At 70.0% G+C, this 12,344-nt stretch carries 13 protein-coding genes; 6 read left to right on the forward strand and 7 right to left on the reverse strand.

Annotated features, from left to right (window positions below; genetic code table 11):
- The first annotated feature begins 9 nt into the window (after positions 1-9).
- The 3 genes from ACFWN7_RS09340 to ACFWN7_RS09350 all read left to right on the forward strand — a co-directional run bounded on the left by ACFWN7_RS09340 (position 10) and on the right by ACFWN7_RS09350 (position 3,185).
- The gene (locus tag ACFWN7_RS09340; RefSeq protein WP_376938535.1) at positions 10-1,152 is read left to right on the forward strand and encodes a type III polyketide synthase; all 1,143 of its coding nucleotides are present in this window, start codon (positions 10-12) and stop codon (positions 1,150-1,152) included.
- Positions 1,153-1,206: 54 nt separating this feature from the next.
- Positions 1,207-1,920 (forward strand): methyltransferase domain-containing protein, encoded by a 714-nt coding sequence (locus tag ACFWN7_RS09345; RefSeq protein WP_376938536.1) that lies wholly within the window; start codon positions 1,207-1,209, stop codon positions 1,918-1,920.
- Between the two features lie 107 nt (positions 1,921-2,027).
- Positions 2,028-3,185, forward strand: coding sequence for an FAD-dependent oxidoreductase (locus ACFWN7_RS09350; RefSeq protein WP_376938537.1), 1,158 nt, complete (start codon positions 2,028-2,030; stop codon positions 3,183-3,185).
- Between the two features lie 73 nt (positions 3,186-3,258).
- Here the strand turns inward: ACFWN7_RS09350 and ACFWN7_RS09355 are convergent, their stop codons facing one another.
- Complete coding sequence (locus tag ACFWN7_RS09355; protein WP_376938538.1) at positions 3,259-3,699, reverse strand: nitroreductase family deazaflavin-dependent oxidoreductase; 441 nt, start codon at positions 3,697-3,699, stop codon at positions 3,259-3,261.
- A 101-nt stretch (positions 3,700-3,800) separates the two neighbouring features.
- A complete protein-coding gene (locus ACFWN7_RS09360) occupies positions 3,801-4,508 on the reverse strand; it encodes a YceI family protein (protein WP_376938539.1) in 708 nt (235 codons plus the stop codon).
- 165 nt (positions 4,509-4,673) lie between these two features.
- On the opposite strand from ACFWN7_RS09360, the gene ACFWN7_RS09365 reads away from it, so the two are divergent.
- On the forward strand, positions 4,674-6,914 hold the full coding sequence (locus ACFWN7_RS09365; protein WP_376938594.1) for an ATP-dependent Clp protease ATP-binding subunit: 2,241 nt from the start codon (positions 4,674-4,676) through the stop codon (positions 6,912-6,914).
- A gap of 43 nt (positions 6,915-6,957) precedes the next feature.
- On the opposite strand, the gene ACFWN7_RS09370 is transcribed toward ACFWN7_RS09365, so the two are convergent.
- From ACFWN7_RS09370 to ACFWN7_RS09380, 3 genes are all read right to left on the reverse strand, one after another.
- The gene (locus ACFWN7_RS09370) at positions 6,958-7,356 is read right to left on the reverse strand and encodes a type II toxin-antitoxin system VapC family toxin (protein ID WP_376938540.1); all 399 of its coding nucleotides are present in this window, start codon (positions 7,354-7,356) and stop codon (positions 6,958-6,960) included.
- Complete coding sequence (locus tag ACFWN7_RS09375; protein WP_376938542.1) at positions 7,353-7,634, reverse strand: type II toxin-antitoxin system Phd/YefM family antitoxin; 282 nt, start codon at positions 7,632-7,634, stop codon at positions 7,353-7,355. Before ACFWN7_RS09375 ends, ACFWN7_RS09370 begins: the two co-directional genes overlap by 4 nt.
- Before the next feature lie 164 nt (positions 7,635-7,798).
- Positions 7,799-8,434: a Fic family protein gene (locus ACFWN7_RS09380; RefSeq protein WP_376938543.1), complete on the reverse strand. Its 636-nt coding sequence runs from the start codon at positions 8,432-8,434 to the stop codon at positions 7,799-7,801.
- Between the two features lie 14 nt (positions 8,435-8,448).
- Here ACFWN7_RS09380 and ACFWN7_RS09385 point away from each other — a divergent pair, with 14 nt between their 5' ends.
- A complete protein-coding gene (locus ACFWN7_RS09385; protein WP_376938544.1) occupies positions 8,449-8,655 on the forward strand; it encodes a hypothetical protein in 207 nt (68 codons plus the stop codon).
- A gap of 30 nt (positions 8,656-8,685) precedes the next feature.
- On the opposite strand, the gene ACFWN7_RS09390 is transcribed toward ACFWN7_RS09385, so the two are convergent.
- Positions 8,686-9,948: an MFS transporter gene (locus tag ACFWN7_RS09390; RefSeq protein ID WP_376938545.1), complete on the reverse strand. Its 1,263-nt coding sequence runs from the start codon at positions 9,946-9,948 to the stop codon at positions 8,686-8,688.
- A gap of 118 nt (positions 9,949-10,066) precedes the next feature.
- On the opposite strand from ACFWN7_RS09390, the gene ACFWN7_RS09395 reads away from it, so the two are divergent.
- Complete coding sequence (locus ACFWN7_RS09395) at positions 10,067-11,116, forward strand: zinc-dependent alcohol dehydrogenase family protein (protein WP_376938546.1); 1,050 nt, start codon at positions 10,067-10,069, stop codon at positions 11,114-11,116.
- 41 nt (positions 11,117-11,157) lie between these two features.
- Here ACFWN7_RS09395 and ACFWN7_RS09400 read toward each other — a convergent pair whose 3' ends face one another.
- Entirely contained in the window at positions 11,158-12,246 is a 1,089-nt protein-coding gene (locus tag ACFWN7_RS09400) for a threonine aldolase family protein (protein ID WP_376938547.1), read from the reverse strand.
- Between the last annotated feature and the right edge of the window lie 98 nt (positions 12,247-12,344).

Below are 12,344 nucleotides of genomic sequence, written 5' to 3' on the forward strand. Positions count from 1 at the left end.
GGGTGAGGCATGACCGTCGCGCTGAGGGGCCTCTCGACCGTGGTTCCGCCCACCGTGCTCATCCAGGAGGAGGTGCGCGACGTGTTCGCCGGCCAGCCGGGGCTCAACCGGCTGGCCCAGCGCATCGTCGCCACCTCCTTCAACGTCTCGGGCATCGACACCCGCCACACGGTGCTCGCCGAGCTGAGCCGCGACATGCGTCCCGATGAACCCGTGTTCTTCGACATCGCCCGCATGGAGCTGCTGCTGCCCGGCACGAAGGCGCGCAACGAGCTCTACGCCGAGCACGCCACGACCATGTACCTCGATGCGGGCCGGGCGGCCATCGACGCGACGCCCGGCGTCGAGGCATCCGACATCACGCACGTGATCACCGTGTCGTGCACCGGGTTCTACGCGCCCGGCCCCGACTACGTGATCGCCCGCGACCTCGGCCTCGGCGCCGACGTCGAGCGCTACCACCTCGGGTTCATGGGCTGCTACGCGGCGATCCCCGCGTTGCGCATCGCGAAGCAGCTCTGCGAAGCGGATGCCGCTGCCGTCGTGCTCGTGGTCTCGGTCGAGTTGTGCACGCTGCACCTGCGTTCGTCGAACGATCCCGACACGATCGTCGCGTCATCTCTCTTCGCCGACGGCGCCGGTTCGGGGATCGTCACCGCGCTGCCGCTCGAGCCGGGCGAGCGGGCCTTCGACCTCGACCGGTTCGCGACCCGCATCACGCCCGACGGCGAGGGCGACATGGCGTGGAAGATCGGCGACCACGGCTTCGAGATGGTGCTCTCGAACGCGATCCCGTCGATCATCGACGAGCACATCACCGGCGCCCTCCAGCCGTTGTTCGCGCATGATCCCGCGCTCGCCGACGCCCTGGCGACGGATGCCTCGAGCGGCGCCGTCGAGCACTGGGCGATCCACCCGGGCGGGCGGTCGATCCTCGACAAGGTCGAGTCGCGGCTGCGGCTCACCGAGGCGCAACTCCTGCCCGCGCGCGAGACGCTGCGCGACTTCGGCAACATGTCGAGCGCGACCGTGATGTTCGTGATGCGGAACATCCTCGACTCGGATGCCGCCGCCGACGGCGACCGTGTCGCGGCGATGGCGTTCGGCCCGGGGCTGACCGTCGAGTCGTCGCTGATGACGGTGCGTGGCTGAGGTGCGTGTTCGTGCGTGCGCCTGGGCGGTGGCGGGCGTGATGGGCGGCAGGACGTGACCGGGTTGCGAGAGCGCGATGCCGACGCGCACGAGCTCATGGACGATCCGGGTGCCGACCCCGGGATGCTCGCGAAGACGTACGAGCGGTTCCGCCTCGTGAACGCGGTCGTGTCGAACCAGCGCGCGGTGTACACCCGGTGGATCCGCCCGCGCCTCTCGGCGAGCGAGACCCGGCGGGTGCTCGATATCGGCACGGGCGGCGCCGACCTGCCGCGGGCGCTGCTCCGGTGGGCCCGAGCCGACGGGCTGCGCCTCGAGGTCACCGCGATCGACCCCGACTCGCGCGCCCTCGACTGGGTGCTCCGTCAACCGTCGGAGCCGGGTCTCGTGCTGCGCCGCAAGACCAGCCGCGAGCTCGCCGCCGCGGACGAGCGGTACGAGGTGGTGACGTCGAACCACGTGCTGCACCACCTCGACGGGCACGAGTTCGGCGCCCTGCTCGCCGACTCCGAGCGGCTCGCGGCCGGCGGGGGCCTCGCCGTGCACGGCGACATCGAGCGCAGCCGGGCGGGCTACCTCGGCTTCTGGCTGGGCACGCTGCCATTCGCACGCAACCTGCTCGCGGGATCGTACATCCGCCCCGACGGGCTCACGTCGATCCGCCGCAGCCACACGGCGGCCGAGCTCGCGGCCGTGCTGCCGCCGGGGTGGCGCGTGCGTCGCGGATTCCCGTCGCGGCTCGAGGTGATCTGGGACGCGGATGGCTGAGCCGGCCGTACCCCCGCCCGACGCGGCATCGAACCGTCGCAACATGCGAGTGCTCGATCGCCGCACCCGCAATCTGCGACGGTTCGACGACCGAGGAACGCCGGCGGATGCCTGAGCCGGTCGCTCCCGCGCCCGACCCGCGCCACGACGTCGTCATCGTCGGCGGCGGCCCGGTCGGCCTGCTGCTCGGATGCCTCCTCGCCCGCCGCGGCATCGACGCCGTCGTGCTCGAGCGGCGCACGGGCAGGTCGGGGCGCTCGCGTGCGATCGGCATCCACCCGCCGGGGCTGCGTGCGCTCGCCGCCGCAGGGCTCGAGGACGAGGTGCGCCGCCGCGCCGCCGCCATCACCGGCGGACGCGTCACCTGCGAGGGCCGCGTGCTCGGCGCCATGTCGTTCGCACGCGCGGGCACCGTGCTCTCGCTGCCGCAGCTCGAGACCGAGGCGCTCCTCGAGCGCCGGCTCGGGGAGCTGCGTCCCGGGGCGCTGCGCCGCGGGGTGGAGGTGCACGCCATCCACGATCGGGGCAGGCACGTCGAGGTCACGGGCGACGCGGGCGGGGCGCCGGTGTCGGTGAGCGCTCGGTACGCCGTCGGGGCCGACGGGGTGCGCAGCGGCATCCGCGACCGACTCGGCATCGGCTGGAAGGAGTGTCGCGGCCGCGCGCACTACCTGATGGGCGACACGCGCGACGACACCGGCGAACCGTCGGCGGCGCTGCTGCACTTCGAGCCGGCGGGGGTGGTCGAGTCGTTCCCGATGCCCGGCGGGAAGCGCCGCTGGGTCGCGTGGGTGCGGCGCCCGCCCGCCGTACCGACGCCGGCCGCGCTCGCGACGATCGTGCGCTCGCGCACCGGCGGCGCGTTCGACCCGGATGCCGCGGACGCACCGAGCGCGTTCGAGGCCGGGCAGCACCTGGCCGAGCGGATGTCGCAGGGCCGCGTCGCGCTCGCCGGCGACGCCGCGCACGAGATCAGCCCGATCGGCGGACAGGGCATGAACCTCGGCTGGCTCGACGCGATGCGCCTCGACCGCGATCTCGCGGCCGCCCTGAAGGTGGGGGCGCCGTTCGAGGCGTTCGACGCCTACGACCGCGTGCGGCGCGCATCGGCCGCGCGCGCCATCCGGCAGGCGGCGTTCAACATGGCGATGGGCGCGCCGGCGTCGGGGTTGCGGCTCCGTGTGCGGAACGCGGCCGTGCGCGTGCTCGGGGTGCCGCCGCTGCGGGCGCTGCTCGCGCGGGCGTTCACCATGCGGTGGCTCTGAGCCGCCGTTCGCTGAGCCCGTCGAAGGGAATCCGGTCGCGGTGAGCTCGCTTCGACGGGCTCAGCGAGCGACGTCAGAGCGCGATGCGCGTGAGCACGAACACCGGGATCACCCGGTCGGTCTTCTTCTGGTAGTCGGCGTAGGCCGGCCAGACCTCGAGCGCTCGCTCCCACCAGAGATCGCGCTCTGGACCCGACGTCTCTCGCGCCTCGTAGTCGTGCTTCTCGGCGCCGTCCTGCAGTTCGACGTGCGGGTGGGCACGAAGGTTGAAGACCCAACGCGGATGCTCCCTCGATCCGCCCTTCGAGCCGACGACGGCGTACTCGCCGTCGCGCTCGACGCGCATCAGCGCGGTCTTGTGCAGCTTGCTCGACCTGGCACCGACATTCGTCACCACGACGATGGGCTTGCCCTGCAGGGTGTTCGACTTCGCGCCGTTCGACGCCTCGAACGCCTCGGCCTGCGTGCGCGCCCAGCTCGACGTGCTCGGCGCGTATTCTCCTTCGAGCGGCATCCGTCCTCCTGTCGTGTGGGCCCACTGAGGCTAACGCCGTCGTGGACCCGGGGCATTCCGACCGCAGGGTGGACCAGCGCGTTCCGGCTCTCCTTCGCCGATCACGCCGGAACGATCACGAGCGAGAACTCGACGAAGCCGTCGGGCTCCACCAGGACGAAGCCCAGGCTCGGGGCCTCGACGCCGAAGTCGGCGAAGGTGATCGGGATGCTGCCGGCCACCTGGCCGTCGTCGTCGTTCAGCACGGCCTCGAGGTCGACGGCCACGTCGCGGGTCACCTCTGCGATCGTGAGCTCGCCCGTGGCCGTGAGGGATTGCACCTCGCCCACGACCGGTGCCGACGCCGCGGTGATCGGTCCGGTCAGCGCGAACGTCGCCGTCGGGTACTGCGATACGCGCAGCGCGTTGTCGCGGAAGTACGCGTCACGCGAACTCGAGTCGGTGGTGATCGAGGCGACGTCCACGGTGAACTCGGCAGTCGTGAGCGTGAGGTCGTCGACCTCGAGCGAACCGGTCACCTGCTCGGTGCGCCCGACGACCGTGACATCCGTGCCGTTGAGCACCTCGTCGACCCGGTAGCCCGCGAAGGATCCCTCGGCCACCGTCCACGCGCCGGTGAGCTCGGTCGGGTCGAGCGCGCGCGCGCTCGCGCCGGCCGAGGCCCTGGGCGCGGCCGTCACCGTCGGCACCGCCTCGGCCTCGCCGACGATGAGGTCGCGGTACACGATCGGGCCGGCGACAGCGGCCACGCCGCCGAGGAGCACGACCCCGGCGATGATCGACACGATGATGACGGTTCGCTTGCGCACGGCGGATCCACTCGGTGTCGGGGGCTTGCTTCCATTCTGCACGGAGCGCCGGCAGGTGTCCCGATGCCGTGGATCACGAATCGGCCGCGATTGCGCGTCGGTGGCGGCGGCCGCGGCATCCGTCTAGCGTGATCGGTGGGGGAAGGAAGGGATGTCGTGGCCAACATGCAGGGTGCGCCGGGCTCGCAAGAGGAGCAGAAGTCGGCGCTGGAACAGTTCGGCGTGAACCTGACCGACCTCGCGAAGGCCGGCAAGCTCGACCCGGTGATCGGTCGCGACTCCGAGATCCGGCGGGTCAGCCAGGTGTTGACCCGGCGCACGAAGAACAACCCGGTGCTCATCGGCGAGGCCGGCGTCGGCAAGACGGCCGTCGTCGAGGGGCTCGCGCAGCGCATCGTCGAGGGGGATGTCGCCGAGTCGCTGAAGCACAAGCAGCTCGTGGCGCTCGACATCTCGGCGCTCGTCGCCGGCGCCATGTACCGGGGCCAGTTCGAGGAGCGGCTGAAGGCCGTGCTCAAGGAGATCAACGACTCCGAGGGCGAGATCATCACGTTCGTCGACGAGCTGCACCTGCTCATGGGGGCCGGCGGCGGCGAGGGCTCGGTCGCGGCATCCAACATGCTGAAGCCCATGCTCGCGCGCGGCGAGCTGCATCTCATCGGCGCGACCACGCTCGACGAGTACCGCGAGTACATCGAGAAGGATGCCGCGCTCGAGCGCCGTTTCCAGCAGGTGTACGTCGGTGAGCCGTCGGTCGAAGACACCATCGCGATCCTCCGTGGGCTGAAGGGGCGGTACGAGGCGCACCACGGGGTCACGATCTCGGATGCCGCGCTCGTCGCCGCGGCATCCCTCTCCAATCGCTACATCACGGCCCGGCAGCTGCCCGACAAGGCGATCGACCTCATCGACGAGGCCATGAGCCGCCTGAAGATGGAGATCGACTCGAGCCCCGTGGAGATCGATCAGCTGAAGCGCCAGGTCGACCGCATGAGGATCGAGGAGCTCGCCCTCAAGAAGGAGAAGGACGACGCGTCGAAGGGGCGGCTCGCGAAGCTGCGCGAGACGCTCACCGAGCACGAGCGTGAGCTCGCCGCCCTCGAGGAGCGGTGGGCGCGCGAGCGCATGGGCCTGAACCGTGTCGGTGAGCTGAAGAAGAAGCTTGATGAGGCGGTCACCGAGCGCGATCGCGCGATGCGCGAGGCCGACTACGCGCGGGCGTCGAAGCTCGAGTACGAGACGATCAAGCAGCTCGAGCGCGACCTCGAGGCTGCGGAGCAGGCGGATGCTTCGCTCGCTTCGACAGGCTCAGCGAACGAAGGTCGCATGGTGAACGAGCAGGTCACCGAGGAGGACATCGCGCAGGTCATCGCGCAGTGGACGGGCATCCCCGTCGGCAAGCTGCTGCAGGGCGAGACCGAGAAGCTGCTGCACCTCGAGACGGAGCTCGGCAAGCGCCTCATCGGCCAGAAGCGAGCCGTGGCATCCGTCGCCGATGCCGTGCGCCGCTCGCGTGCCGGCATCAGCGACCCGAACCGGCCGACCGGCTCGTTCCTGTTCCTCGGGCCGACCGGCGTCGGCAAGACCGAGCTGGCGAAGGCGCTGGCGGAGTTCCTCTTCGACGACGAGCACGCGATGGTGCGCATCGACATGTCGGAGTACGGCGAGAAGTTCTCGGTGTCGCGGCTCGTCGGCGCGCCTCCCGGCTATGTCGGGTACGACCAGGGCGGCCAGCTCACCGAGGCCGTGCGGCGGCGCCCGTACTCGGTGATCCTGTTCGACGAGGTCGAGAAGGCGCATCCCGAGGTGTTCGACGTGCTGCTGCAGGTGCTCGACGACGGACGCCTGACCGACGGCCAGGGCCGCACCGTCGACTTCCGCAACACGATCCTCATCCTCACATCGAACCTCGGGTCGCAATACCTCATCGACCCGTCGCTGTCGTGGCCCGAGAAGGAGGCGGCGGTGCTGCAGACCGTGCGGCAGGCGTTCAAGCCCGAGTTCGTGAACCGGCTCGACGACATCGTCGTGTTCTCCTCCCTCTCCGAGGAGGAGCTCGGCGAGATCGTGAACCTGTACATCGACCGGCTGACGGCCCGGCTGCACGACCGGCGCCTCGAGCTGGGCGTCACGCCTGACGCGCGGGCGTGGCTCGCCGAGCGCGGCTACGACCCGCTCTACGGCGCGCGGCCGCTGCGCAGGCTGATGCAACACGAGATCGACGACCGGCTCGCGCGGGCGCTGCTCACCGGCGAGGTCCGCGATGGCGACAACGTCGTGGTGGGGCTCGACTCCGATGGGGAGACGCTCACGGTGGAGCGGGCGGATGTCCCCGTCGTCGCCGGCGGTGGCGACGTGGGCGGCCCCGACGACGACGAGGTGATCGACGCCGAGATCATCGAGTAGGCGGATGGCGCGGCATCCGCTCTCATCGCTGAGCCGTGGTGCCCTATGAACCCGGAGGGCCAGGGTCGATGATCCGCACGAGATGCGCAATGCGATCGAAGTCGCCGACGTTGCGGGTGACCAATGGCACACCGAGTTCGTAGGCCTGTGCCGCAATGAAGGTGTCGGTCTTCCGCGCGCGACCCTTGGCCCCATCGCGGTGCATCGTCGCGGCCAGGAAACCGTACGCCCGGGTCGCACGCAGATCGAATGGCAGCCAATCGATGAGCGTGTCGAGGGTCGCGAGATAGTCGGAACGGGCATAGGCGATCGCGTCGGTTCGCGCGATGCGGATGCCGAACTCGAGCTCGGCACGGCTGAGGATGCTGGCCCCGAGCGTCTCATCGCCGAGCACGCCGTCGCCGGGCATGTCGATGAGCGTGTCGGTGTCGAGGAGGATCATCGTGCGTCCTCCCAGGGGTCGCGAAGTGGTTCGGCGTCGCGGAGCGTGTCGAGGTCGCGCAGGAGGTCATCGACGTTCTCTCGCGGCAGCCTGGGGAGTGCTGCCGCGAGCACGGATGCCGGTACCCAGCGCTGCGGGTCGCCTGGAATTGCAGGCACGAGCTTGACCCCGACGCTCCTGCCGTGGGAGGTGATCACGTGCTCTTCGCCGCTGTCGAGCACGCGCCGGTACACCTCGGCGGGATTCTGCTTCAGTTCGCGAGAGGTGATGGTTCGCATCTGCCCATTGTCCCAGTTGTGTAGACGCGCGTCTACACATGTGGACGCTGCACGACGAACATCTCCGGCTTCGAGTACTGGGGCCTCGAACTCGACAGCGTGCACCCCGCACGTGGAACTCGTCGAGGGGCGTGGACGGGCGGCCTGGGAGCCGACGCTGGTTCTCAGATGATCTCGTCGCGCATCAACAGATCCACGAACGCCGAGTTGATGAACTGACGCTCGCGGCCCACCCGCACGTCGAAGAGAATTCCAGCGTCGATCAAGGCGTTCAGCCACGAGGCAGCCGTCGGTCGCGACACGTCGCATCGGTCCATCACGTTGGAGATGCGGCTGTATGGCTGCTCGAAAAGCACGGCGAGCAAGTCGGCATTCGCTCCGGCCTTGGTGTTGCGAATCGCCCGCGTCACCGACTGCTGGAGCTCGGAGATCGCGTCGATCTTGGCGACCGTTGACGCTGCTGTGCGCCCCACCCCTTCGAGAACATAGAGGATCCATTGCTCCCAAGCCTCCGTTGCGGTGACGTCGAGAAGCAGACGGTAGTAGTCGTTGCGGTGCTCGATGAAGTAGCGCGAGAGGTACAGGATCGGCTGGCGGATCAGTCCTGCTTCGATGAGCAACAGCACGTTCATGATGCGGCCCGTGCGACCATTGCCGTCTGTGAACGGATGAATCGCCTCGAACTGGTAATGCGCGATGGCCATCCGAATCAACGGGTCGAGGCGCACACCCACCTCGCGGCCGTGGATGAGCGAGCAGACTTCGATCGCCGTGTTCGCGGAGAGCGGTCGACGTTCCATGTACCGGGTTGGGGATGCGCTGCGCCGCCTGGTCGATCGGCATGTCTGCCCGACACGGAAAGAAATCGGTCGAAATTTGCTACGTGACATTGACATGTCAATCGACTTGTCATTTCTGTCAGGCATCGAACGACGAGTTGCTGGGCAGCGATCAGAAGCTCGCGCGCTTCGTCGAGATCATCGGGCGGTTGCTCTACCGGCACCAGGATGACGCGGCCTGAGGTCGGTTCCATCGGTCTCGGGGCACCGCCTCAGCCGCCGACCGACTCGGGCTCGCGCACGCCGTTCACGCTCGCCGGGATGCGCCGCTCGAGCGCGGTGGCCAGCACGCCGATGCCGAGGCATCCGACGACCATGATGGCGATGTACACCACGGTCAGGCCCCGGTCGAGCAGCAGGCCCGCGGCGATCGGCCCGGCGATCGCACCACCCTGGAATGCCGCAGAATTGATCGCGTTGTAGCGGCCGCGGTTGTGATCGGATGCGAGGTCGTTGTAGATCGCCGGAACCGTCGGCTGCAGCAGGGTCTCGCCGAATGCGAACACCCCCATGAACGCCAGGACGCCGATCGCCGCCGCCAACGAATCGGGCAGCAGCCCGGCGGCACCCAGGATCAGCCACGAACCCGCCCACACCAGGGCCATCACCCACATCACCCGGGTACGGCGTCGTCCGCTGATGCGCGCGAGCACGGCGAACTGCAGCAGCACGATCACCGCGGTGTTGACCGCGAACGCGAAGCCGATCACGCGCGTGGAGACCTCGGCCACCTGGCGTGCGTAGGCGGGGAAGCCGGCCTCCATCTGGCCGTAGCCGATGAACATCGCGAGGAAGGTGAGCAGGGAGAGCCAGATCACCGCCGGCTGCCGGAGGATCTCGCGGTAGCCGCCGGCCGGCGTGGTCTCGCCCGTCGGTTCGGCCTGCGTGCGAACATGCCGGAGCGGGCCGAGCAGCAGGGCCACCGGGATGAGGCAGCTGATCGCGTCGACGAGGAAGATCACGGTGAACGTGGCGGGGGAGTCGACGTCGACGTAGAACCCGCCGATGATGCCGCCCACTCCGATGCCGAGATTGATGAGGGCGAAGTTGACGCCGAAGTACTGCTGTCGCAGGTCGCCGTCGACCACCGCTGCGATCAGGGCGTTGAAGCCCGGCCAGGAGACGCCGAAGTTCACGCCGATGAGCACCAGGCCGACGGCCGCGATGGCCGGGTGGGTCGCGAACGCGAGCAGGGTGCAACCGGCGATCATCGCCGCGAGCCCGAAGAGCAGCACGATTCGGGCGCCGAATCGGTCGATGAGCGTGCCGCCCGGGCCGGTCACGACCAGCCCGACGATGGCGATCAGGCTCATCAGCAGGCCCGAGAGGTCGAGATCGAAGCCTCGCACCTCGTGCAGGTAGATGATCGTGAACGGCAGCGTCAGGCCGCGGCCGAGCGTCTGGATCGCAACCGTCGACAGCAGCCACCGACCCTCGGTGGGGAGCGCGCTCCAGAACGTCCTGATGCCGATCACCTGAGTATTCTGCCGAACTCCACCGACATCGGGCACGCGACGCCTTCCGTTCGGCGCCGGGCCGTCTCGACGGACTCCGACTCGGGCGTCGTCGCGCCGTTCACGGCAGACTGGAACCATGCTTGCGACGATCATCCACGCGCCCCGCGACATCCGCGTCGAAACCGTGCCCGACCCTGTGCTGTCGACCGGAGGCGATGCGATCGTGCGCGTCGTCGCAGCCTGCGTCTGCGGGTCCGACCTGTGGCCGTACCGCGGCGTCACCCCGACGCATGAGCCGCATCGCATCGGGCACGAGTTCGTCGGCGTGGTCGAGGCGGTCGGCGACCAGGTTTCGCGCATCGAGGTCGGCGACTTCGTGATCGCGCCGTTCTACGTCTGCGACAACACGTGCGTCAACTGCCGCAACGGCGTGAGCACCTCGTGCCTGCACGGCGGGTGGTGGGGCGGCGACGACCGGCTCGGCGGATTCGCCGACGGCGGCCAGGGCGAGCGGGTGCGCGTGCCGCTCGCCGACGGCACCCTGGTTCCGGTTCCGGGCCCGGTCTCCGACGAGCAGGTGCCGGGGCTGCTCACGCTGTCCGACGTGATGGGCACCGGGCACCATGCCGCCGTGTCTGCGGGCGTTCAGGCAGGCGACTCGGTCGCGGTCGTCGGCGACGGCGCGGTCGGGCTCTGCGCGATCATCGCGGCGCGCCGGCTCGGGGCGACGACGATCGTCGCGATGTCGCGGCATCCGGAACGCCAGGAGCTCGCCCGGGTGTTCGGTGCGACGCACCTCGTCGCCGAGCGCGGCGCCGTCGGCATCAAGGCTGTGCAGGAGATCACCCATGGCATCGGCGCCGACCGTGTGCTCGAGTGCGTCGGCACGAGGGAGTCGATGGACCAGGCGATTCGCTCCACCCGGCCCGGCGGCATGGTCGGCTACGTGGGCGCGCCGAACGGCGGGCCCGAGTTGCCGGTGCGCCCGCTCTTCGACCGCAACGTCGGCGTGAACGGCGGCGTCGCGCCGGTGCGCGGCTACATCGAGGAGCTGTTGCCCGACGTCCTCTCGGGCGCGATCGAGCCCGGCCGCGTGTTCGACCTCGAGCTGCCGCTGCGCGAGGCCGCCGAGGCGTACGCCGCGATGGACGAGCGTCGTGCGGTCAAGGTGCTGCTGCGGCCCTGAATGCGGCCGGGAGCGCGGTACTCCGACGCACCACGGGCACCCTACGCCGTCGCGTGCAGCTCCTCGCGGATCCCCGCCACGAACGCGTCGATGTCGGCCTCGCTGGTGTCGAACGAGCACATCCAGCGCACCTCGCCCCGCGAGGCATCCCAGTCGTAGAACCGGAACCCGCGCTCGCGCAGCCGGTCGGCGACGCCCGCAGGCAGCGTGGCGAACACGCCGTTCGACTGCGTCTGCTGCGTGAAGCCGAGCCCCGGCAGGTCGCCCGCGGCGATGCCGGCGTCGAGCGCGTCGCGGAGGCGCCGGGCCATCGCGTTCGCGTGCGACGCGCTGCGCAGCCACAGATCGCCCTCGTACAGCGCGATGAGCTGCGCCGAGACGAACCGCATCTTCGAGGCGAGCTGCATGTTGAACTTGCGCAGGTACTTCAGGCCCTCGGATGCCTCGGGGTTCAGCACCACGATCGCCTCCGCGCCGAGCGCACCGTTCTTGGTGCCGCCGAGACTCAGCACGTCGACGCCCGCGTCGCGGGTGAAGGCGCGGAAGGGGAGGCGGAGCGTCGCGGCCGCGTTCGCGAGGCGTGCGCCGTCGAGGTGCAGCCTCATGCCGCGCTCGTGCACGTGGTCGGCGATGGTGCGGATCTCGTCGGCCGTGTACGCGGTGCCCAGCTCGGTGGCCTGCGTGATCGAGACGACGAGCGGCTGCGCGCGGTGCTCGTCGCCCCAGCCCCATGCCTCGCGGTCGATGAGCTCGGGTGTGAGCTTGCCGTCGGGCGTCGGCACGGTGAGCAGCTTGATGCCGCCGACGCGCTCGGGCGCGCCGCCCTCGTCGGCATTGATGTGGGCGGTCGACGCCGAGATCACCGCGCCCCAGCGGGGGAGCATCGACTGCAGGCCGGTCACGTTCGCGCCGGTGCCGTTGAACACCGGGAACACCTCGGCGCCCTCGCCGAAGTGCCCCGCGAACACCTGGTGCAGACGCTCGGTGTAGACGTCCTCGCCGTAGGCCACCTGGTGGCCGCCGTTGGCGGCGGCGATCGCGGCGAGCACCTCGGGGTGCACGCCGGAGTAGTTGTCGGAGGCGAAGCCGCGGGTGGCGGCGTCGTGGAGGGGCTGGAACTCGTGGGTCACCGGACGATTCTCCCAGACCCGGCAGGCCGGCACGCCCAAGCCGTCATCCGTTCTCGTCGTGTGAGATGCGCCGCACGTGAGGCGCATCTCACACGAGC

The sequence above is a fragment of the Agromyces sp. NPDC058484 genome (genome assembly GCF_042720415.1).
In the GTDB taxonomy this organism is placed as follows: Bacteria; Actinomycetota; Actinomycetes; order Actinomycetales; family Microbacteriaceae; genus Agromyces.

What these genes read in the sequence shown, in the direction of transcription:
- ACFWN7_RS09340 (WP_376938535.1), top strand. Translation starts at nt 10, where the DNA reads ATGACCGTCGCGCTGAGGGGCCTCTCGACCGTGGTTCCGCCCACCGTG.
- ACFWN7_RS09350 (WP_376938537.1), top strand. Translation starts at nt 2,028, where the DNA reads ATGCCTGAGCCGGTCGCTCCCGCGCCCGACCCGCGCCACGACGTCGTC.
- ACFWN7_RS09355 (WP_376938538.1), bottom strand. Translation starts at nt 3,699, where the DNA reads ATGCCGCTCGAAGGAGAATACGCGCCGAGCACGTCGAGCTGGGCGCGC.
- ACFWN7_RS09365 (WP_376938594.1), top strand. Translation starts at nt 4,674, where the DNA reads ATGCAGGGTGCGCCGGGCTCGCAAGAGGAGCAGAAGTCGGCGCTGGAA.
- ACFWN7_RS09370 (WP_376938540.1), bottom strand. Translation starts at nt 7,356, where the DNA reads ATGATCCTCCTCGACACCGACACGCTCATCGACATGCCCGGCGACGGC.
- ACFWN7_RS09375 (WP_376938542.1), bottom strand. Translation starts at nt 7,634, where the DNA reads ATGCGAACCATCACCTCTCGCGAACTGAAGCAGAATCCCGCCGAGGTG.
- ACFWN7_RS09380 (WP_376938543.1), bottom strand. Translation starts at nt 8,434, where the DNA reads ATGGAACGTCGACCGCTCTCCGCGAACACGGCGATCGAAGTCTGCTCG.
- ACFWN7_RS09385 (WP_376938544.1), top strand. Translation starts at nt 8,449, where the DNA reads ATGCGCTGCGCCGCCTGGTCGATCGGCATGTCTGCCCGACACGGAAAG.
- ACFWN7_RS09395 (WP_376938546.1), top strand. Translation starts at nt 10,067, where the DNA reads ATGCTTGCGACGATCATCCACGCGCCCCGCGACATCCGCGTCGAAACC.